Annotated in this window: 19 protein-coding genes; 4 read left to right on the forward strand and 15 right to left on the reverse strand. The window is 57.0% G+C overall.

Annotated features, from left to right (window positions below; genetic code table 11):
• Nucleotides 1–291: 291 nt before the first annotated feature.
• Nucleotides 292–1371 (reverse strand): alanine racemase, encoded by a 1080-nt coding sequence (gene alr, locus WFM46_RS01275; RefSeq protein ID WP_180209703.1) that lies wholly within the window; start codon nt 1369–1371, stop codon nt 292–294.
• 31 nt (nt 1372–1402) lie between these two features.
• Nucleotides 1403–2815, reverse strand: coding sequence for a replicative DNA helicase (dnaB, locus tag WFM46_RS01280; protein ID WP_103177851.1), 1413 nt, complete (start codon nt 2813–2815; stop codon nt 1403–1405).
• A 71-nt stretch (nt 2816–2886) separates the two neighbouring features.
• On the opposite strand from dnaB, the gene WFM46_RS01285 reads away from it, so the two are divergent.
• The gene (locus WFM46_RS01285; protein WP_103177850.1) at nt 2887–3870 is read left to right on the forward strand and encodes a quinone oxidoreductase; all 984 of its coding nucleotides are present in this window, start codon (nt 2887–2889) and stop codon (nt 3868–3870) included.
• A gap of 187 nt (nt 3871–4057) precedes the next feature.
• Here the strand turns inward: WFM46_RS01285 and pspG are convergent, their stop codons facing one another.
• The 4 genes from pspG to WFM46_RS01305 all read right to left on the reverse strand — a co-directional run bounded on the left by pspG (nt 4058) and on the right by WFM46_RS01305 (nt 7481).
• Complete coding sequence (pspG, locus tag WFM46_RS01290; RefSeq protein WP_039031939.1) at nt 4058–4300, reverse strand: envelope stress response protein PspG; 243 nt, start codon at nt 4298–4300, stop codon at nt 4058–4060.
• 141 nt (nt 4301–4441) lie between these two features.
• A complete protein-coding gene (gene dusA, locus WFM46_RS01295) occupies nt 4442–5437 on the reverse strand; it encodes a tRNA dihydrouridine(20/20a) synthase DusA (RefSeq protein WP_103177849.1) in 996 nt (331 codons plus the stop codon).
• A gap of 80 nt (nt 5438–5517) precedes the next feature.
• Nucleotides 5518–6828 carry a conjugal transfer protein TraF gene (locus WFM46_RS01300; protein ID WP_159340269.1) on the reverse strand — a complete coding sequence of 437 codons (1311 nt, stop codon included), beginning with the start codon at nt 6826–6828 and terminating at the stop codon, nt 5518–5520.
• Nucleotides 6829–6992: 164 nt separating this feature from the next.
• Nucleotides 6993–7481 (reverse strand): cupin domain-containing protein, encoded by a 489-nt coding sequence (locus tag WFM46_RS01305; protein ID WP_180209705.1) that lies wholly within the window; start codon nt 7479–7481, stop codon nt 6993–6995.
• A 112-nt stretch (nt 7482–7593) separates the two neighbouring features.
• Between WFM46_RS01305 and zur the strand changes: the two genes are divergently transcribed.
• Entirely contained in the window at nt 7594–8109 is a 516-nt protein-coding gene (gene zur / locus WFM46_RS01310) for a zinc uptake transcriptional repressor Zur (protein WP_039031935.1), read from the forward strand.
• A 68-nt stretch (nt 8110–8177) separates the two neighbouring features.
• On the opposite strand, the gene WFM46_RS01315 is transcribed toward zur, so the two are convergent.
• From WFM46_RS01315 to WFM46_RS01330, 4 genes are all read right to left on the reverse strand, one after another.
• Nucleotides 8178–8387, reverse strand: a complete 210-nt coding sequence (locus tag WFM46_RS01315) for a CsbD family protein (RefSeq protein WP_103177846.1) — start codon at nt 8385–8387, stop codon at nt 8178–8180.
• A gap of 141 nt (nt 8388–8528) precedes the next feature.
• Complete coding sequence (dinF, locus tag WFM46_RS01320; protein WP_336996929.1) at nt 8529–9848, reverse strand: MATE family efflux transporter DinF; 1320 nt, start codon at nt 9846–9848, stop codon at nt 8529–8531.
• Nucleotides 9849–9911: 63 nt separating this feature from the next.
• A complete protein-coding gene (gene lexA / locus WFM46_RS01325; RefSeq protein ID WP_103825393.1) occupies nt 9912–10520 on the reverse strand; it encodes a transcriptional repressor LexA in 609 nt (202 codons plus the stop codon).
• A gap of 109 nt (nt 10521–10629) precedes the next feature.
• Entirely contained in the window at nt 10630–10998 is a 369-nt protein-coding gene (locus tag WFM46_RS01330) for a diacylglycerol kinase (protein WP_103177843.1), read from the reverse strand.
• A 155-nt stretch (nt 10999–11153) separates the two neighbouring features.
• Here WFM46_RS01330 and plsB point away from each other — a divergent pair, with 155 nt between their 5' ends.
• Entirely contained in the window at nt 11154–13574 is a 2421-nt protein-coding gene (gene plsB, locus WFM46_RS01335; RefSeq protein ID WP_103177842.1) for a glycerol-3-phosphate 1-O-acyltransferase PlsB, read from the forward strand.
• Nucleotides 13575–13669: 95 nt separating this feature from the next.
• Here the strand turns inward: plsB and ubiA are convergent, their stop codons facing one another.
• From ubiA to malK, 5 genes are all read right to left on the reverse strand, one after another.
• Nucleotides 13670–14539: a 4-hydroxybenzoate octaprenyltransferase gene (ubiA, locus tag WFM46_RS01340; protein ID WP_336996930.1), complete on the reverse strand. Its 870-nt coding sequence runs from the start codon at nt 14537–14539 to the stop codon at nt 13670–13672.
• A gap of 12 nt (nt 14540–14551) precedes the next feature.
• Entirely contained in the window at nt 14552–15049 is a 498-nt protein-coding gene (gene ubiC / locus WFM46_RS01345; protein ID WP_336996931.1) for a chorismate lyase, read from the reverse strand.
• A 181-nt stretch (nt 15050–15230) separates the two neighbouring features.
• Nucleotides 15231–16193 carry a maltose operon protein MalM gene (malM, locus tag WFM46_RS01350; RefSeq protein ID WP_336996932.1) on the reverse strand — a complete coding sequence of 321 codons (963 nt, stop codon included), beginning with the start codon at nt 16191–16193 and terminating at the stop codon, nt 15231–15233.
• 113 nt (nt 16194–16306) lie between these two features.
• Entirely contained in the window at nt 16307–17614 is a 1308-nt protein-coding gene (locus tag WFM46_RS01355; protein ID WP_336996942.1) for a maltoporin, read from the reverse strand.
• A gap of 71 nt (nt 17615–17685) precedes the next feature.
• A complete protein-coding gene (gene malK, locus WFM46_RS01360) occupies nt 17686–18795 on the reverse strand; it encodes a maltose/maltodextrin ABC transporter ATP-binding protein MalK (protein WP_103177838.1) in 1110 nt (369 codons plus the stop codon).
• 370 nt (nt 18796–19165) lie between these two features.
• Here malK and malE point away from each other — a divergent pair, with 370 nt between their 5' ends.
• A complete protein-coding gene (gene malE / locus WFM46_RS01365) occupies nt 19166–20356 on the forward strand; it encodes a maltose/maltodextrin ABC transporter substrate-binding protein MalE (protein WP_139156313.1) in 1191 nt (396 codons plus the stop codon).
• The last annotated feature ends 34 nt before the right edge of the window (nt 20357–20390 follow it).

A 20390-nucleotide genomic window follows, 5' to 3' on the forward strand; every position in this document is an offset into this window, starting at 1 on the left:
AACAATAAACCGGAAGTGGAAGAAGATCGAGAGGATGTTAATGAAGATGGGGTATGGTCGACACGTTGCGTGGCACTTCATAAAAAACGGGCACAGTCGGCTTCTTCAACCTGAGGATGAGGGGGAACCTGCGACTCAGGTGGTGGTTCCGTTCACCTTACGTTCCTTGCTTCTCTGATACATCTGAACCGGTGAACGTGCCAGGGTGGCTTAATCGCCACCACCCTGGCGACCCGGGCTACCGGCAAGAAAATTACTGGCGCTCTCTCATCCCTACAAGCAAAGTCACGCTCAATCCAGGTACCGCATCGCCAGGCGCGACGTCAGTCGCGTGATAAGTTCGTAAGCACTTACTTTCGTGATTTCCGCGATCCGTTCCACGGGCAAACCTTCACCCCACAGCGTCACCGGATCGCCCGCTTTCTCCAGGGCCTCTGGCCCGAGGTCGACGCAGATCATATCCATCGCCACACGGCCAACGATGGTCACTTCCCGGCCATTCACCAGCACTGGCGTCCCGGATGGCGCCGCGCGCGGATAGCCGTCGCCGTAGCCCATCGCCACCACGCCTAAACGGGTGTCGCGCTCGCTGATCCAGGTCCCGCCGTAGCCCACCGGCTCCCCGGCTTTGTGCTCGCGCACCGCAATCAGGCTGGAGGTGAGCGACATTACCGGCTGAAAACCGAGGTCCGGCCCCCAGGGCTTACCCTCCAGCGGCGAGACGCCGTACAGGATTATGCCTGGACGTGCCCAGTCGAAATGAGACTGCGGCCAGAGCAAAATACCGCCGGATGCCGCAATCGAGCGCATGCCCGGCTTGCCTTCGCAGAAGGTGTTGAAGATATCGAGCTGCTGCTCGGTGGCACCACAGTCAGGCTCATCGGCGCGGGCAAAATGGCTGACGATATTGACCGGCTGACGTACATTCCTGCACTGGCTTAAGCGCTGGTAAAACGCCTCCGCCTGCTCCGGGCGCACGCCCAGACGGTGCATGCCAGTGTCGAGCTTCATCCAAACGGTGACGGGCTCGCTGAGCACCGTGTTTTCCAGCGCTTCGAGCTGCTCAAGATTGTGTACGGCGGTATGCAGCCGTTGCGTGGCAATAGTCGGGAGATCGGCGGCGTTAAAGAAGCCTTCAAGCAGTAGAATCGGCTGGGTGATCCCCCCTTCGCGCAGACGCAGGGCTTCTTCGAGACGGGCGACGCCAAAGGCGTCGGCATCAGGGAGCGTTCGCGCGGTCTCAATAAGACCGTGTCCGTAAGCGTTCGCTTTCACGACTGCAACGAGCTTGCTGGCGGGCGCCAGTTCACGCAGGCGTTGCAGGTTGTGTCGCAGAGCGCGGCGGTTAATGACAACTGTTGCCGCTTGCATTGCAAATCCTTGTTAAAAGAAGGTCGGAGAGTTATTCGTCATCGTATTGCGGGCCAGCATAGTTGTCGAAACGCGACCACTGGCCGTTAAAGGTAAGCCGCACCGTACCGATGGGGCCGTTACGCTGCTTACCGATAATAATTTCCGCGATCCCTTTCAGGTCGCTGTTCTCGTGATAAACCTCGTCACGATAGATGAACATGATTAAGTCGGCATCCTGCTCGATAGAGCCGGATTCACGCAGGTCGGAGTTAACCGGACGTTTGTCGGCACGCTGTTCCAGGGAGCGGTTAAGCTGCGACAGCGCAACCACTGGCACCTGCAACTCTTTCGCCAGCGCTTTCAGCGAGCGGGAGATTTCGGCGATTTCCAGAGTACGGTTGTCCGACAGGGACGGAACGCGCATCAGCTGGAGGTAGTCGATCATGATCAGGCCAATGCCGCCGTGCTCGCGGGCGATACGGCGCGCACGGGAGCGCACTTCCGTTGGCGTCAGGCCGGAGGAGTCATCAATATAGATATTACGTTTTTCCAGCAGAATACCCATGGTGCCGGAGATCCGCGCCCAGTCCTCATCGTCCAGCTGTCCGGTACGAATACGGGTCTGGTCCACGCGGGACAGCGAGGCCAGAGAACGCATCATGATCTGCTCGGAGGGCATCTCCAGACTGAAGATTAACACCGGTTTATCCTGCAACATCGCCGCGTTTTCGACGAGGTTCATCGCAAAGGTCGTCTTACCCATCGACGGACGGGCGGCGACGATAATCAGATCCGACGGCTGCAAACCGGCCGTCTTTTTATTCAGATCGTCATAGCCCGTGTTAACGCCCGTCACCCCGTCGTGCGGCTGCTGGAACAGCTGCTCAATACGCGACACGGTGGCATCAAGCACGTCGGCGATGTTCTTCGGCCCTTCGTCTTTATTGGCCCGGCTTTCGGCAATTTTAAAGACCCGGGATTCGGCCAGGTCGAGCAGTTCATCACTGTTACGCCCCTGCGGATCGAAGCCAGCTTCGGCGATTTCGTTGGCAACGGAAATCATGTCGCGTACGACCGCACGTTCACGCACGATGTCCGCATAGGCGCTGATGTTCGCCGCGCTTGGGGTGTTTTTTGATAGTTCAGCCAGATAAGCGAAGCCGCCTACTGACTCCAGCTGCCCCTGACGCTCCAGCGATTCCGCGAGCGTGATCAGGTCGATAGGGCTGCCTGACTCCTGCAAACGCGCCATTTCGGTAAAGATATGGCGGTGCGGGCGGGTGTAGAAATCGTCAGTGACCACGCGCTCGGCGACGTCGTCCCAGCGTTCGTTATCCAGCATTAAACCGCCCAACACCGACTGTTCCGCTTCGATCGAGTGAGGCGGAACCTTTAATCCGGCTAACTGGGGATCGCGTTCCCGGGGTTCAGTCTGTTTGTTGAAGGGTTTGTTTCCTGCCATAGTGAATGGAGTTACCGAGATAGAGAGTGGGTCGAAAGATTACCATATTTTCTAATTCTAATGGAGGGAGCATGGCAACGCGTATTGAATTTCATAAACACGGCGGCCCGGACGTTCTCAGGGCGGTAGAGTTCACTCCCACCGCGCCTGGGGAGAACGAAGTCCAGGTCGAAAACAAAGCCATTGGTATTAACTACATCGATACCTACATCCGCAGCGGGCTCTATCCGCCCCCTGCTCTGCCGAGCGGTCTGGGTACCGAGGCGGCGGGCGTGGTGGTGAAAGTCGGTAGTGCGGTAAAACATATTAAAGAGGGCGATCGCGTGGTGTATGCGCAATCGGCTCTCGGCGCCTACAGCTCGGTCCATAACGTCCCGGCAGATAAAGCAGCGATTCTGCCCGGCGCCATCTCCTATGAGCAGGCAGCCGCCTCCTTCCTGAAGGGGCTAACGGTCTTCTACCTGTTGCGTAAAACCTACGAAATCAAACCTGACGAACAGTTTCTGTTCCACGCTGCCGCCGGCGGTGTGGGCCTGATCGCCTGCCAGTGGGCGAAAGCGCTGGGGGCTAAACTTATCGGCACGGTCGGCAATGCGCAAAAGGCGCAGCGCGCGCTCCAGGCGGGTGCCTGGCAGGTGATTAACTACCGTGAAGAGAGCATTGTTGAGCGGGTGAAAGAGATCACCGGCGGCAAGAAGGTGCGTGTGGTGTATGACTCGGTGGGGAAAGACACCTGGGAAGCCTCGCTGGACTGCCTGCAACGTCGCGGCTTGATGGTCAGCTTCGGCAATGCTTCCGGCCCTGTGACCGGCGTTAATCTCGGCATTCTTAACCAGAAGGGGTCGCTGTTTGCCACCCGTCCTTCGCTGCAGGGCTATATCACCAACCATGACGAACTGGTCGAGGCCAGCAACGAGCTGTTCTCGTTGATTGCCAGCGGGGTCATTAAGGTGGATGTGGCCGAGGCGCAGAAGTATCCGCTGAGTGATGCGCAACGCGCGCATGAAGCGCTGGAGAGCCGGGCGACGCAGGGATCGAGTTTGCTTATCCCTTGATAAAAAATTGGGCTTCCCTTGGGAAGCCCTTTTCTTGCTTTGCTTTTTTTAGTTCGGCTGTATGTAGGGTACAGCACGATGAATTCTTTAACGGCGGTCATAGTGACAGATTCGATAACTAAATCCTATTCTGTTCTAAGTGATGATGCCGTAAAAGTTGCAAGGATGTGACGAACCGCTCAATACCTTAGTAACGAAAACGGTTATTGCGCTGATAGCGTGGAAGTTTTGGCGATTTAATCGCCCGTATTGCCCACACCACCGCCACGGCTAACAACAACCACGGCAACAGTTTCAACATCAGGGCAAACAGTCCCCCGATAAACATCACCACTGTCGCAACCACCAGTGCGGCGATGATCCCCAGCAACGAGACGCCGGTTGCCAGCAGCATGACAAAAAATCCAATCACAAAAAGTAGTTCCAGCATGGCTCTCTCCCAAATGCATCACAACGATACGCTGATGTGATAGTTACAAGATCCGTGCCAAAAATAACCTCTTGATATTGAAATAAAACGCCCGGCAATGCGGTGCCGGGCGTGGTGAATTTGACGAAGTTTTGGTGAAAATTATCGTTTGTCTGCCACCAGACGCAGCGCCTGCTCCAGCACCTCGATATCGGCACCCGCTTTATGGGCGTTTTCACTCAGGTAACGGCGCCACTGGCGCGCCCCCGGAATACCCTGGAACAGCCCCAGCATATGACGGGTGATGTGGCCCAGATAGGTGCCGTTGCTCAGCTCGCGCTCAATGTAAGGGTACATCGCCCGCACCACCGCCACCGGGTCACGATCGGCAACGTCCACACCAAAGATTTCGCGATCTACCGCCGCCAGCACGCCCGGGTTCTGGTACGCCTCACGGCCCACCATAACGCCGTCCATATGCTGCAGATGCCCTTTCGCCTCTTCAAGGGACTTTATGCCGCCGTTAATGGACATGGTCAGCTGCGGGAAATCGCGCTTCAGCTGATACACGCGCGGGTAATCCAGCGGCGGGATCTCACGGTTCTCTTTCGGGCTCAGGCCAGAGAGCCAGGCTTTGCGGGCATGGATGATAAACATCTCGCACTCGCCCTTGCCAGCCACCGTACCGATAAAATCACAGAGAAATTCGTAGCTGTCCTGATCGTCGATGCCGATGCGGGTTTTTACCGTCACCGGAATGGAGACCACGTCACGCATCGCTTTCACGCAGTCGGCCACCAGCTGCGCATTACCCATCAGGCAGGCGCCAAACATGCCGTTCTGCACACGATCGGAAGGGCAGCCGACGTTGAGGTTAATCTCGTCGTAGCCACGCGCCTCAGCCAGCTTCGCGCAGTGCGCCAGCGCCGCCGGATCGCTGCCGCCCAGCTGCAACGCCACCGGATGCTCCTCTTCGCTGTAGGCGAGATAGTCACCCTTGCCGTGAATGATCGCCCCGGTGGTCACCATCTCGGTATAGAGCAGGGTGTGGCGCGACAGCAGACGCAGGAAGTAGCGGCAATGTCTGTCTGTCCAGTCGAGCATCGGCGCGATGGAAAAACGGTGGGCAGGATAGCGGGACGAGTTTTCTGACGACATGGCGAAGTTTTAAGCATCTGGTGAAAATGGGGCGCTACTATAGCACATATTCGCCGGAGGCCGAGCGCCTCCGGATGCCTTCAGAAGGTCAGGCTCAACTGGGCCCCGGCCCCCCAGGTTTCATCTTCCCCGTAAATACCGGTCAAATCGATATGCACGGTATTAAACGGCGCAAAGCCTAACCCGCCCGTGAAGACGTTGCTGTCGGTGCCCCTCACGTCACCGCGAAAGCCTGCGCGTACCGCCAGCCAGCTCAGCGGGGTCACTTCTGCCCCCACGCCGACATACTGCGCGTTTTCTTCACTCTTAAAGCCGCGGGTTTCGGTCAGATCGCCATCGGCGCTGAGGGTAAGCAGGCCGGTATGCCAGGCGACACCCGCCGTGACCAGCGGGCGGATCTGGTATGTGTCCTGATAGCTCACCACCTGCCCGGTACGCCCGTTGAGAATGCGGATGTCGTTGGTATCAATATCACGTGATAAGAGGTTCTGCCCGCTCAGGCCCACCGTCCAGTTCTCACCAAAGTCCACCGCAACGCCGACATCGACGTTAAAACTGGTATCGTCGTTACGGTAGCGGCTGCTGTTAAAGTCGCCGCTGTCGTAGGTATAAATGGAGGTGGTGTAGTTATAGAGCCAGGTTTGCTGCAGTTTCGGCGTGACGCCCACCGAAACCGGCAGGTCGCTTACCGTAAACTGACGGGCAATCGCCACGCCATAGTCGGAGACGATGGCCCCTCTGCCCATGGCAACAGAGTTAAGATTGCGGGTAATCACGTCGCTGCCGTTGCGCGCCGCGCTCAGCGCCATCTGGTTGGTCATTCCCGGGCTACCCTGCAATCGGCGTAAAAAATCGATGTCCTGAGGATCGATTTCTGAGCTGACGCGGGCATGGGCATTAGCTTTGGCGACAAACGCCAGCGACAGGCCGGAACCCGGGATGCTCACGGCTATCCCGCCGCCGGCGTTGGCATGCGCCGTTTTGCCATCAAGAAATTCCAGCTGATCGGCAAGGCTGCCGGCGGCTCTCTGCAGCTCACTAAGCGTGCCTTGCGGATCGGCGGCGATCTGCGCCACGGTCAGATCGTCGATCATCTGCCGATCGTCGGTGATCTCATCGCTGATTTCATCGATCTTATCCTGCAAATTGTCTTTATCGCTAATTTGCGCTCCCACGGAGGGGAAAATGATGGCGACGTCATCCTCTTCTTTTGATTTTGCCAACAGCGCCGGGTTAATTAACACCCCGCTGCCATAATGGGCCGATGCAACGCCTGTTCCGCCCATTGCATCGCCGCGTGCTTCCGTCCAGGTATTTGCGGCTCCAGCCTGATGAGACAAAAGAATACCGGTGGCAATTCCCGCCACAGAAAGTTTGAGTTTTATTTTCACAGGACACCTGACTTATTTTGGGTAAATTAACCCCGGCGGCTATACGCCGCGCAGGGAAATACGTCCTCTGTGAAAAAAGTATTAGAAGCTAAATATGCCTTAAACTTTAGTATTAGATAAGCTCTTGATTTCCTTATGGCTTTAAATAGGTATAGAACAAGAATTTATTTTCGCCCGGGTTTTCCATCATGCGGACCAAAAAATTGTGGCGGGTGATCGATCCAGCGATCTTCACGGGTGGCGGCATATACTGCATTTAGCGGATAATAAATTCGGTTATATTTTTTATTGGCTTCGCCCACCACTAATAACCGCACTTCTTCAGTGGTGTTATTAATAAAGGTGTGGCAAACCCCCGTCCCGGCCGGAAATCCTACGCTGTCCCCCGGCTCCAGCTTCCATAAATACCCGTTGATCCAGGCTTCGGGATAACCCTCCAGCACAAAGATAAACTCCTCTTCATCGCTTTCGGCATGTGGATAGGAGGTACGACGCCCAGGCGGCAGGCGTTCATGGTGAATACCGAGGCGGCCTAAGCCAAGCGCTCGAGCCAAGGGCGCGCCAATGGAGAAACGCTCTGTGCTATCGGGATAGGTTGAATTGTCGGCCCCTTCTACCTCACGCCAGTGTCGAATACAGTCCGGTCTTTTCATCTTTTGATCCCCCGTGGTTTTTCGTCAGGGTAGCACACCTGCTGGATCTCGGCGTTTAGGCCAGAACATGGTAAACTGGCGGTTTGTTATTCCACGTTATTCGAGGTGCAAAATGGAAACGACCACAATGCAGGCACTGTTAGCGCAAGCCGAAAAGCTCTGTGCGCAACGCAATGTGCGCCTGACTCCGCAGCGCCTTGAAGTGTTGCGCCTGCTGAGCCTGCAAAACGGGGCCATCAGCGCTTACGACCTGCTCGATCTGCTGCGCGAAAGCGAGCCGCAGGCGAAGCCCCCTACCGTATACCGGGCGCTCGATTTTCTGCTTGAGCAGGGTTTTGTGCATAAAGTGGAATCGACCAACAGCTATGTGCTGTGCCACCTGTTCGATCAGCCTACCCACACCTCAGCGATGTTTATTTGCGATCGCTGCGGCAGCGTGAAGGAAGAAGGCGCGGAAGGGGTGGAAGACATCATGCATACTCTGGCGGCGAAGATGGGATTTGCCCTGCGTCACAACGTGATTGAAGCGCACGGTCTGTGCCGCAACTGCGTAGAAGTCGAGGCCTGCCGCCATCAGGAAAATTGCCAGCATGACCACTCTATCCAGCTGAAAAAGAAGCCGCGTTGAGCACAAAAAAAGGGGCGACCTGAGGGTCGCCCTGGGCGTACATCCGTGTACCTGCGGCTAGCGCTGAATTACCAGCGATAGTTGTTACGGGTTTCCCAGTCACCAACTTCTTTCTCCGCCTGGTCTTTCTCATAACCATAGCGTTCCTGAATTTTCCCCACCAGCTGGTCACGTTTACCTTCGATAACGGTCATGTCATCGTCAGTCAGGTCGCCCCACTGTTCTTTTACTTTACCTTTGATCTGCTTCCAGTTACCGCCGACTTGGTCTTTATTCATCATCGATTCCTCTTCGCTCGGTCGTTAAGGATAAGTTCGTCCTGAAATAGATTTCGTGCTGGACGTGATAATAATTATAGATAAGCGTGCGGCGTTGGGTTTGTTATTCGGAATCTTTTACCATTCAGTAAGGTGAAGCCGTTATTGAAACCAGGTGCCGTTGCGCCAGTGCCGGCGCCAGATCCAGCCCAGAGAGAGCCCCCGCAGCGCCAGGAAAACGCTCAGGGCCAGCCACAGGCCGTGATTACCCAGCCAGGGCAAGGTGAACAGCGTCAGACCAAACCCGGCGGCCGCGACGGCCATACTGTTGCGCATCTCTGCGCCACGGGTTGCGCCGATAAACATGCCGTCGAGCAAATAGCACCAGACCCCCACCACCGGCAAAATCACCTGCCAGACAAGATAATGGCTCGCCAGCGCGCGCAGCTCTGGCAGCGAAGTCAGCAGCGCCACGATCGGGTTACCCGCCAGGGCATAGACAAACGCGAAGGCCAGCGCCACCATGCCAGACTGACGGCAGGCTGCCCGCCATACTTCGCGCAGCTGGCCGCTTTCCCGGGCGCCATAGGCCTGCCCGGAGTGCGCTTCAACCGCATAGGCAAAACCATCCAGCGCGTAGGCGGTAAAGGTGAGTAGCGTCATCAGCACGGCGTTAACGGCGATAATCTCCGGCCCCAAACGCGCGCCCAGCACCGTCAGCGCGCCGAAACAGAGTTGCAGCAGCAGCGAGCGCAGCATAATGTCCCGGTTCAGGGCCAGCAGCTTGCGGATATTGCCGCGCCAGCTCGCTTTCAGCAGCGCCAGGGAAATGCCGCGCAGAGCCAGCACCCGCCAGACCATCCACAAGCCAAGCAACAGGGTGGCGTATTCGGCGGCAGCGGTCGCCAGGGCGGCCCCCTGCACGTTCATTTTCAGCCCGATCACCAGCCATAGATCCAGCACGATATTGAGCAGATTACCCACCACCAGCAGGATCACCGGTGCCCGGGCATACTGCACCCCCAGCAGCCAGCCGAGCAGCACCAGATTAGCCAGCGATGCCGGGGCGCTGAGCCAGCGGATCTCAAGGAAGCGCCGCGCCTGATGCAGGACATCCTCGCTGCCACCCACGATATGTAGCGCCAGATCGATAAGCGGTGTGCGCAGCAGCACAATCAGCAGACCGGCGCCGAGCGCGAGGATCAGCGGCTGCACCAGCGCCCGGGCCAGACGCAGCGGATCTTTCGCGCCATAGGCCTGAGCGGTGAGACCGGTGGTGCTCATACGCAAAAAGAGCAGCAGCATAAACAGGAAACTGGTTGCCGTGGCGCCGATGGCGACACCGCCCAGATAGACCGGAGAGTCAAGATGGCCGATAACGGCGGTATCCACCAGCCCCAGCAGCGGGACGCTGATATTGGAGACGATCATCGGGAGGGCAAGACGCCACAACGCCTTGTCTGAAGCAGTCAGCAGAGACATGTGTATGACCGGGAGAAAAAAGAAAAGCAGACTGCGGCGTTGCCGCAGTCTGTCAGAAAGAGGTTATAACCATTCACCGTTGCGGATGACGCCTACCGCCAGCCCTTCGATGGAAAAGTTATGTTCACGCAGATCGACAACAATCGGGGAAAACTCGCTGTTTTCCGGAAGCAGCTGTACCGTGTTGCCCTGTTTTTTCAGACGCTTAACGGTCACTTCATCATCTATGCGCGCCACAACGACCTGGCCGTTGCGCACATCCTGCGTTTTATGTACCGCCAGCAGATCGCCGTCGAGAATGCCGATATCCTTCATGGACATCCCGCTGACGCGCAGCAAGAAGTCCGCGCTCGGTTTGAACATGCCCGGATCGACCTGATAGTGGCCTTCAATATGCTGTTGCGCCAGCAGCGGTTCCCCGGCGGCGACACGACCGACAAGCGGAAGGCCCTCTTCTGCTTCAACGAGCAGACGAATACCACGAGACGCGCCGGAGACAATCTCAAGCACACCCTTACGCGCCAGGGCTTTAAGGTGCTCTTCAGCGGCGTTTGGAGAACGGAAGCCCAGACGCTGCGCGATTTCTGCACGCGTCGGCGGCATACCCGTCTGGCCGATATGATCCCGAATGAGATCAAACACCTCTTGCTGCCTGGTCGTTAACGCTTTCATTCCGCCCCCTGGGTGTATATACAGTTATGCTGTGAGTATATACAGCTAAAGGCGATTTTGGAACCACAAACCGCATAAAAAACCAGAGACTTGTTCGGTTTCTGAAGGCTTATCGCAAATGCCCCCAAAGCAGCGTGACCCAGGTAAACAGGGCAACGATAATCGCCATCAGCACAGCGGCAGAGCCCATATCTTTCGCCCGGCCCGAAAGCTCATGGAAGTCGCTGCCAATGCGGTCGACCACCGCCTCGATCGCACTGTTCAGAATTTCGACTATCATCACCAACATTACCGATCCAATCAGGAGTACGCGGGTGATGGGATCAACGTCCAGCCAGCAGGCAATAATAATCGCCGCGATGACTGCTACCCCCTCCTGGCGAAAAGCGGCTTCATTGATCCAGGCAGCACGAATGCCTTTCCAGGAATAGCCGGCAGCTTTAATGATTCGGGTTAACCCAGTGGTATTGTTGGCCATTAAAAGAAACCTTTCTTCGAAAATAGCGTCAGAAACGGTGGCTTAAGCGCGCTGCGCTGCCGCCGGAAGTATGACGGGTAACAACAGAAATTTTGCGCGCTTTCTGTTATCCTTGCGCCGCAATTGCATTTTTAACCAGAGGCTTTACATCGTTTATGTCTGGCTGGCCACGAATTTACTACAAATTACTTAATTTACCATTAAGCGTCCTGGTAAAAAGCAAGTCTATTCCGGCGGTTCCCACGCTGGAATTGGGACTCGATACCTCGCGTCCTATTATGTACGTTTTGCCTTACAACTCGAAGGCCGACTTGCTGACGCTGCGCGCCCAATGCCTGGCGCACGATCTCCCGGATCCGCTGGAGCCGCTGGAGATCGACGGCACCCAACTGCCACGCTACATCTTTATCCACGGCGGACCTCGCGTATTCACCTGGTACACGCCGAAAGAAGAGTCCATTAAGCTGTTCCATGATTACCTCGACCTGCACCGCAGCAACCCGCTGCTGGATGTGCAGATGGTGCCGGTATCGGTGATGTTTGGCCGTCGTCCGGGGCGCGATAAAGGCGAAGAGAATCCGCCGTTGCGCATGCTCAACGGGGTGCAGAAGTTTTTCGCCGTCAACTGGCTGGGCCGCGACAGCTTTGTCCGTTTTTCACCTTCCGTCTCCCTGCGCCGCATGGCCGATGAGCACGGCACGGATAAAACCATCGCCCAGAAGCTGGCCCGCGTGGCGCGTATGCACTTTGCCCGCCAGCGTCTTGCCGCGGTAGGCCCGCGCCTGCCTGCTCGCCAGGATCTGTTCAATAAGCTGCTGGCGTCGAAAGCCATTGCCCGTGCCGTCGAAGACGAAGCGCGCAGCAAAAAGATCTCCCATGAGAAGGCGCAGCAAAACGCCATCGCCCTGATGGAAGAGATTGCCGCCAACTTCTCCTACGAGATGATCCGCCTCAGCGACCGTATCCTGAGCTTTACCTGGAACCGTCTCTATCAGGGGATTAACGTGCACAACGCCGAGCGTGTGCGCCAGCTGGCCCATGACGGCCATGAAATTGTCTACGTGCCCTGCCACCGCAGCCACATGGACTACCTGCTGCTCTCGTACGTGCTCTATCACCAGGGGCTGGTGCCACCGCACATTGCGGCGGGCATTAACCTCAACTTCTGGCCGGCAGGGCCGATCTTCCGCCGTCTGGGTGCGTTCTTTATTCGCCGTACCTTTAAAGGTAACAAGCTCTACTCCACCGTGTTCCGCGAGTATCTGGGCGAGCTGTTCAGCCGCGGCTATTCCGTCGAGTACTTTGTGGAGGGTGGCCGTTCCCGTACCGGGCGTTTGCTCGATCCGAAGACCGGCACCCTGTCGATGACCATCCAGGCGATGCTGCGCGGCGGTACGCGTCCTATCACCCTGGTGCCAATCTACATCGGTTACGAGCACGTGATGGAAGTGGGCACCTACGCCAAAGAGCTGCGCGGCGCCACCAAAGAGAAAGAGAGCCTGCTGCAGATGCTGCGTGGTCTGAGCAAGCTGCGTAACCTCGGCCAGGGGTATGTTAACTTCGGCGAGCCGATGCCGCTGATGACCTACCTCAACCACCGTGTACCGGAGTGGCGTGAGTCCATCGATCCGATCGAAGCGGTGCGTCCGGCCTGGCTGACGCCGACGGTGAACGCCATTGCTGCCGATCTGATGGTGCGCATTAACAACGCCGGGGCGGCGAACGCCATGAACCTGTGCTGTACCGCCCTGCTTGCCTCGCGCCAGCGCTCGCTTACCCGCGAGCAGTTGACCGAGCAGATCGACTGCTACCTGAACCTGATGCGCAACGTGCCCTACGCCGCCGATGCCACGGTGCCGACGGCCAGCGCCAGCGAGCTCATCGATCACGCATTGCAGATGAACAAGTTCGAGGTCGAGAAAGATACGATCGGCGATATCATCATTCTGCCGCGCGAGCAGGCGGTGCTGATGACCTACTACCGCAATAACATCGCGCATATGCTGATGCTGCCTTCGCTGATGGCCGCCATCGTGACCCAGCATCGCCAGATCAGCCGTCAGGCGCTGCTGGAGCATGTCACCGCTCTCTACCCGATGCTGAAAGCCGAGTTGTTCCTGCGCTGGAACAGCGACGAGCTGGCAGAGGTGCTGGATAAGCATACTGAAGAGCTGGTCCGCCAGGGGCTGATGACGCAGAAAGAGGACGTTCTGGTGATCAACCCGTCCCGCTCACGCACGCTACAGCTGCTGGCGGCGGGTGCGCGCGAGACTGTGCAGCGCTACGCCATCACCTTCTGGCTGCTGAGCGCCAACCCGTCGATCAACCGCGGTACGCTGGAGAAAGAGAGCCGTACTCTGGCCCAGCGTCTGTCGATGCTGCACGGTATCAACGCGCCGGAGTTCTTCGACAAAGCGGTCTTCAGTTCGCTGGTATTGACGCTGCGTGATGAGGGTTATATCAGTGACAGCGGTGATGCCGAGCCGGAAGAGACGATGAAGGTTTACCAGATGCTGGCAGAGCTGATCACCTCTGACGTGCGCTTAACGATTGAGAGCGCGACGCAGGGAGAATAGTGCGTAAAAAAGCCGGGTGGCGCTAACGCTTACCCGGCCTACATATTCTGCCAAATCGTAGGCCGGGTAAGGCGAAGCCGCCACCCGGCTTTTTTTTATGCCCAATAGCTAATTGCTAACCCGAAAAACAACACCAGACCAACGTAGTTATTGTTCAGAAACGCTTTAAAACAGGCCTCGCGTTCGCGGTTGGCAATGAGCTTTTGCTGGTAGATAAAGAGCACACCCGCCGCCGCAACCGCCCCGTAAAATGCGCCGTTCAGCTGGTTCAGGTAACCAATTGCCACCAGCAGCGCCAGCACCGCGACCTGCAAAATCCCAATGATCAGCTTGTCCTGACGACCAAACAGAATGGCCGTCGATTTAATGCCAATCTTCAGATCATCGTCGCGGTCAACCATCGCGTACTGGGTATCGTAGGCCACCGCCCAGAGGATGTTGGCCAGGAACATCAGCCAGCAGCTCAGCGGCACGCTTTCGCTGACGGCGGCAAAGGCCATGGGGATCGACCAGCCAAAGGCGGCGCCCAGCACCACCTGGGGCAGATGGGTATAGCGCTTCATAAACGGGTAGACCCAGGCCAGGGCCAGCGCTGCCACGGAGAGCAGGATGGTCATGGTGTTGAGGGTCAGCACCAGCAGGAACGAGAGCAGGACCAGCACCACAAACAGCGCCCGCGCCTCTTTCTCCGTGACATCACCGCTCGGCAGCGGACGATTCGCGGTGCGTTTCACGTGGCCGTCAAATTTGCGATCGGCATAATCGTTAACCACACAGCCCGCGGCTCGCATCAACCAGACACCCGCCACAAATACCGCCAGGATCCACAGCGGCGGCAGCCCGGGGGTTGCAACCCACAGCGCCCACAGGGTCGGCCACAGCAGCAGTAGCGCACCGATCGGCTTATCCGTTCGCATCAGGCGGTGGTACGCCAGCAGCTTGTTCTGCGTCAGACTCCACTCCATTTTCTCTTCCTCTTAGTACAACGGTGACGCCGGTAAAAACAGCTCGGTCAGCATTAAGGGTTTTCCACTTAAGCGCAAGCGGGAACGGCGTCCCCATAATCCGGCATCGCGTCCAATTTCAATAAAATCGCGGGTCAGCTCGGAGGAGGTGAACAGATAGCGTCCCAGCGGGGTTTTGCCCATCTGCTGCAGCGCCATCTCCGGCCCGGTAAGGGTGGATTCTGGCACCACCGTGCGCCCGGCCAGCCACGGCTCGCCGTCGGCACAGAGCAGGATCTCCCGCAGCCAGTAGCGCGCCTCTTTCGGCAATAATGGCAGCTCATCCGCCACCGCGTCAGGCGTGACGAATCCCTCCTGAATGAGGGTAACGGTGACGTTCTTGCCCTGCTGCTCAAAACGTTTAGTCATGGAATCTTCCAGCAGCAGCCAGTCGAGCTGCTCCGGTTCCAGGGCAGGGATTTCGTCAAAATAGCGCAGCGCACGCAGTTGTGTTAGCGCGGGGTGTGACATGCCAGTCTCTCCGATACATAACGTAAAGCTATTGTATCGCAGAAACGCCTAATGGGGGCGGGCAAACGTGAGTTAGCGAACATTATCGCAACAGAGATGCAACAGCGGTGTAAATCACAAAAAAAGTGCGCCCACAGGGGCGCACCAAACTACTGACAAAATCAGCATTGTGGGGAGACGGTCACCCCTTGCCTTTTACACTGCTGATAAAGGTGGAACGGGCAGTGGTCGAGCCTAAACGCTCTGCTTCATCCAGCAGTTTCAGCGCTTTATCGACATCACCTTTTGCGACTGCCTGCTTAATGGCCTGATTAAAGTAGGCTTCGGTATCGGTCAGTACCGGCTCGCTCTTCTTCGCCGGGGCCGGGGCAACGGCTGGCGCGGCAGCCGGAGCCGCAGCTGGTGCAACCGCTGGCGCAGCATAGACCGGTGCCGCGGTATTGCCTACGGTGACCGGACCAGGGCCGGAGGAGCCAAACAGCGGACCGACCAGCACGCTGGAGGCGCTGTTGGTGGAGACTTTCAGCTTCAGCTCACCGTCAGTGACGTGGCGTGCAAGCGGATCCGGGATATCCGGTACGGCGTTGCCGGTGCCTTTGGCATAGGCTTTCGCCGGATCGATCAGTTTGGTGGTTTGCTGCAGATCTTTGTCGGTGGTAAAGACCAGGACGTACAGTTTCTGCTGACCCAGGGCTGGCGTCAGGCGCATGACCCCTTCCAGACGATCGGCGCTCATTACGCCCGGCTCCTGGTAGGTGAAGTATTCGCTTGGGAAGTAGGCAGATGGTGTCAGGTTCTGATCCAGAATCAGCACGTTCGGTGCAAATACGCTGGTCTGTTTCTCCACCACGCTTGTCAGCGTCAGGGTGATTTCGCCGATATTAGCCGGCACACTGTACGCCGCCACCGGGCCGGCGATCCCCGCCACGTTTAAGGTCTGGCCGCCGGTAGAAAGTTGGGTAGTCTGGGTTTTGGACTGATCGACAGGCGTCCAGACCAGCTGTTGCAGCGCGGCTGCCGGAACCGCAGGCGCAGCGCTGGTGTTTTGTGGGACGAAATTGACGTTCGCAAGCGTGATGGCTGGAGCTCCTGCCAGCAGACCTGCGGAGAGGCACAGCGCGACGAGACTTTTTTTCATTTTCATTATGTTTACCTCAGATTGCGTTAGCACTGCGGTGGCCAGGCAATAGCGCGCAGCACCCTATGAAGAGAGGGGCTTGCGCCCCTCTTTTAGGTCAATACATCAGGTGTTACGACTTACCACCAGATTTCCATCTGGGCACCGAAGGTCCACTCATCGTTGTCGCCACGGCTGAAGGTTTTCGCGGAGGTGTCGTTGTATGCTACGCCAGAGGTGTAGCCTGCATCGCGATTGTTAGCGTAACCCCATTTCTCATCCCACTTCGCATAGGTTGCGAATACGCGGATAGCCGGACGGGACCAGATGCTGTCGCCAGCCTGCCACTGTTGGGCCAGGGTGATTTTGTACTGGCTGTTGGTGTCGTCAGTTTTCTGAGATTTGACGTTGTCGTAGCCCACTTCCAGCAAGGTGGACATGATTGGCGTCCATTTGAACATCGGACGAACACCGACGGTCCACCACTCGGTACCGTTGTTGTTGTCCAGGTCGATGTTCTGGTACATACCGACGTACATCAGATCCCACTGGTCAGCCAGGGTGACAGCACCGTGGTCAAGAACGCGGATCATGGAGCCGTCGTTATTCAGGCTCGCACCCTGCGGAATACCTTTACCGTTAGAAGTCATGGAGTCTGTTGCGTACTGAACAACAAACTTGTTAAAGCCTTTCAGCATGCTCTGGGTGTGTTCAGCGGTGAACATCCAGCCATCTTTAGAGGCGCCAGGCTGCAGGTAGTAGTCGTCAGGAATGTTGGTGTGACCGTAGTCAACGCCCAGCTCCAGCGTACCGCCTGGGTTGATTTCCATACCGGCTAAACGAACGTCAAAGACATCGTTAGGCACGATATTGTCATAAATGCGGTCGCCATCGGCATTGAAATCTGCAAATGCGGAAGAGCCGCCGGATTCAGAAGAACGGGTTGCGGCCAGGGAGAGTTTACCGAAGCCCAGGTCGATGTTTTCGATACCTGCACCAGGACCGGAGATATCCCAGTAGTAGAAGTCGATCATGTGAACGTCATGACGCTGATAGAAGCGCTTACCGGCCCAGATAGTGGAACCTGGCAGCCATTCAATCAGGTTTTTACCCTGCACGTTAGCTTCGCGGAAGGCCGGGCTGGTTGATTCCCAATCGTTCTGCTGAGAAACAGAGTAGGCTACGTTGGTGTCGAAGTAGAAGCTCTTGTCGCCCTCTTTCCACACTTCCTGACCCAGTTTCAGTTCGGCATAGGTTTCACATTCGTTACCAAGACGGTATTTGCTCTGTGCACCTGTTGCCTGGAAACACTGTTGTTCGCCACCACTCCCGGTCCAGCCAATGCCAGAACGAGCATAACCTTTGAAGTCTACAGCGCCGGCCTGGGCAGACAGGATGCCTGCCGCAATGGCGAGTGCCAGAGGGACTTTGCGCAGAGTAATCATTATTCTATCTCCTGAGATCATTGCTTTTCTTTGAACACTTCACCTGATGGTTTCGTGCTTATTATTGGGATTGCTTAAACGCCGGGCTCTTGATGCAGCCGACGACATGCGGTGCCATCCTCACGGAACAGATGGCAGCGCTCTGGCGGCAAGCCGATAGCGAATGTGGCACCCTCTTTTACCAACACCACGTCGTTCTGGCGGTAGACCAGGTTCTGACGAATGGCTGGGATCTGGATATGAATCTGTGTTTCGTGACCTAACTGCTCAACCACCTGAACCTCGCCCTCCAGGGTCACATCAGCGATGTGGCTTGGCAGCAGATGTTCAGGACGGATCCCGAGGGACATGTTGGCCCCCACGTTGACGTTTACGCTGTCTACCGGCAGCCACACCTGCTGGCGGTTCGGCAGCTCAACCTGAACCTGATCGATGGCAGTGGCGGTGACTTTTACCGGCAAGAAGTTCATCTTTGGCGAGCCAATAAAGCCCGCAACAAAGCGGTCTGCCGGGTAGTGATAGAGTTCCAGCGGTTTACCCACCTGCGCCACGCGACCAGCATCCAGCACCACAATCTTGTCGGCGAGGGTCATCGCTTCGACCTGATCGTGGGTGACGTAAATCATGGTGCGCCCAAGACGCTTGTGCAGACGGGAAATCTCAATACGCATCTGCACGCGCAGCGCGGCGTCAAGGTTCGACAGCGGCTCATCGAGCAGGAACACGCGCGGCTCTGCCACCAGCGTACGGCCAATCGCCACGCGCTGGCGCTGCCCACCGGACAGGGCCTTCGGCTTACGCTCCAGCAGATGCGCCAGCTGCAACACTTCAGCAACCTGGGTCACGCGCTGGTTGATGGTCTCTTTTTTGGCGCCCGCCAGCTTGAGGCCGAACGACATGTTCTCGGCAACGGAGAGGTGGGGATAAAGGGCATAGGACTGGAAGACCATCCCGACGCCACGCTCCGCAGGCGGAATATCGTTCATGCGGGTATCGCCAATCATCAGATCGCCGCTGGTGATGGTTTCCAGACCGGCAATCATACGCAGCAGCGTGGATTTACCGCAGCCTGACGGGCCAACAAAAACCACGAATTCACCTTCCTGGATATCGAGATTGATATCTTTCGATACCACCACGTCACCCCAGGCTTTCGTTACGTTACGCAGTTCTACGCTCGCCATGCCCTACTCCCTTCGTTACAGCCTGTCATCAACAGAAACATTCAATATGGGCTGACTATGCGGTATCGGGGCGTTTCGCGAATCCTCCACCCCCAGCCTTTTTTATGGGGGAGGAGGCGGGAGGATGAGAGAGTGGACTCCGCCAGCGCCCCCCGGGGGCGGAGGCAAAATTCGTGATGTCACCGGCAAAATTCATCGCTCTTTTGTGTGCGCCAGGACACATAACTGAAATTTATGCAACGCAGATCACATAAAGCGGGGGTGGGGCGTAGGGGCCAGGAGGATGGAAAGAGGATGTCAAATAAGGAGACTGAGCGACGTTGAACCACCTCAATGTATCCACAGCACATCACCAAAAAGGATGGCAGATATGAATATCAAGACTGGCGCACGCGTTTTCGCATTGTCCGCCCTTGCAGCAATGATGATTTCCGCACCTGCGCTCGCCAAAATTGAAGAAGGTAAGCTGGTAATCTGGATTAACGGCGACAAAGGCTATAACGGCCTGGCTGAAGTGGGTAAAAAATTCGAGAAAGATACCGGCATTAAAGTCACCGTTGAACACCCTGACAAGCTGGAAGAGAAATTCCCGCAGGTTGCGGCAACCGGCGACGGCCCTGACATTATCTTCTGGGCCCATGACCGTTTCGGCGGCTACGCTCAGTCTGGCCTGCTGGCCGAGATCTCCCCGGATAAAGCCTTCCAGGACAAGCTGTTCCCGTTCACCTGGGACGCCGTGCGCTACAACGGCAAGCTGATCGCTTACCCGGTTGCGGTTGAATCGCTCTCCCTGATCTACAACAAAGACCTCGTACCGAACCCGCCAAAAACCTGGGAAGAGATCCCGGCGCTGGATAAAGAGCTGAAGGCGAAAGGTAAGAGCGCGCTGATGTTCAACCTGCAAGAGCCGTACTTCACCTGGCCGCTGATTGCTGCCGACGGCGGTTATGCGTTCAAGTTTGAAAACGGCAAATATGATGTGAAAGACGTTGGCGTGGACAACGCGGGCGCGAAAGCGGGTCTGACCTTCCTGGTTGACCTGATCAAGAACAAACAGATGAATGCGGATACCGACTACTCCATCGCAGAAGCGGCCTTCAACAAGGGCGAAACCGCGATGACCATCAACGGTCCGTGGGCGTGGTCCAACATCGACAAGAGCAAAATCAACTACGGCGTCGCGGTGCTGCCAACCTTCAAAGGCAAGCCGTCTAAACCGTTCGTTGGCGTGCTGAGTGCCGGTATCAACGCCGCCAGCCCGAACAAAGAGCTGGCGAAAGAGTTCCTCGAAAACTACCTGCTGACCGATCAGGGTCTGGACGAAGTGAACAAGGACAAACCGCTGGGCGCCGTCGCGCTGAAATCCTTCCAGGAGCAGCTGGCGAAAGATCCACGCATCGCCGCCACCATGAGCAACGCCGAGAAGGGCGAAATCATGCCTAACATCCCGCAGATGGCTGCCTTCTGGTACGCCACCCGTACCGCGGTGATCAACGCCGCCAGCGGTCGTCAGACTGTGGATGCTGCGCTGAAAGATGCTCAGGGTCGTATCACTAAGTAAGTAAAAGCGGCGGGTGGCGCTTCGCTTACCCGCC

This window comes from Leclercia sp. M50 (genome assembly GCF_037150775.1).
Classification (GTDB): domain Bacteria; phylum Pseudomonadota; class Gammaproteobacteria; order Enterobacterales; family Enterobacteriaceae; genus Enterobacter.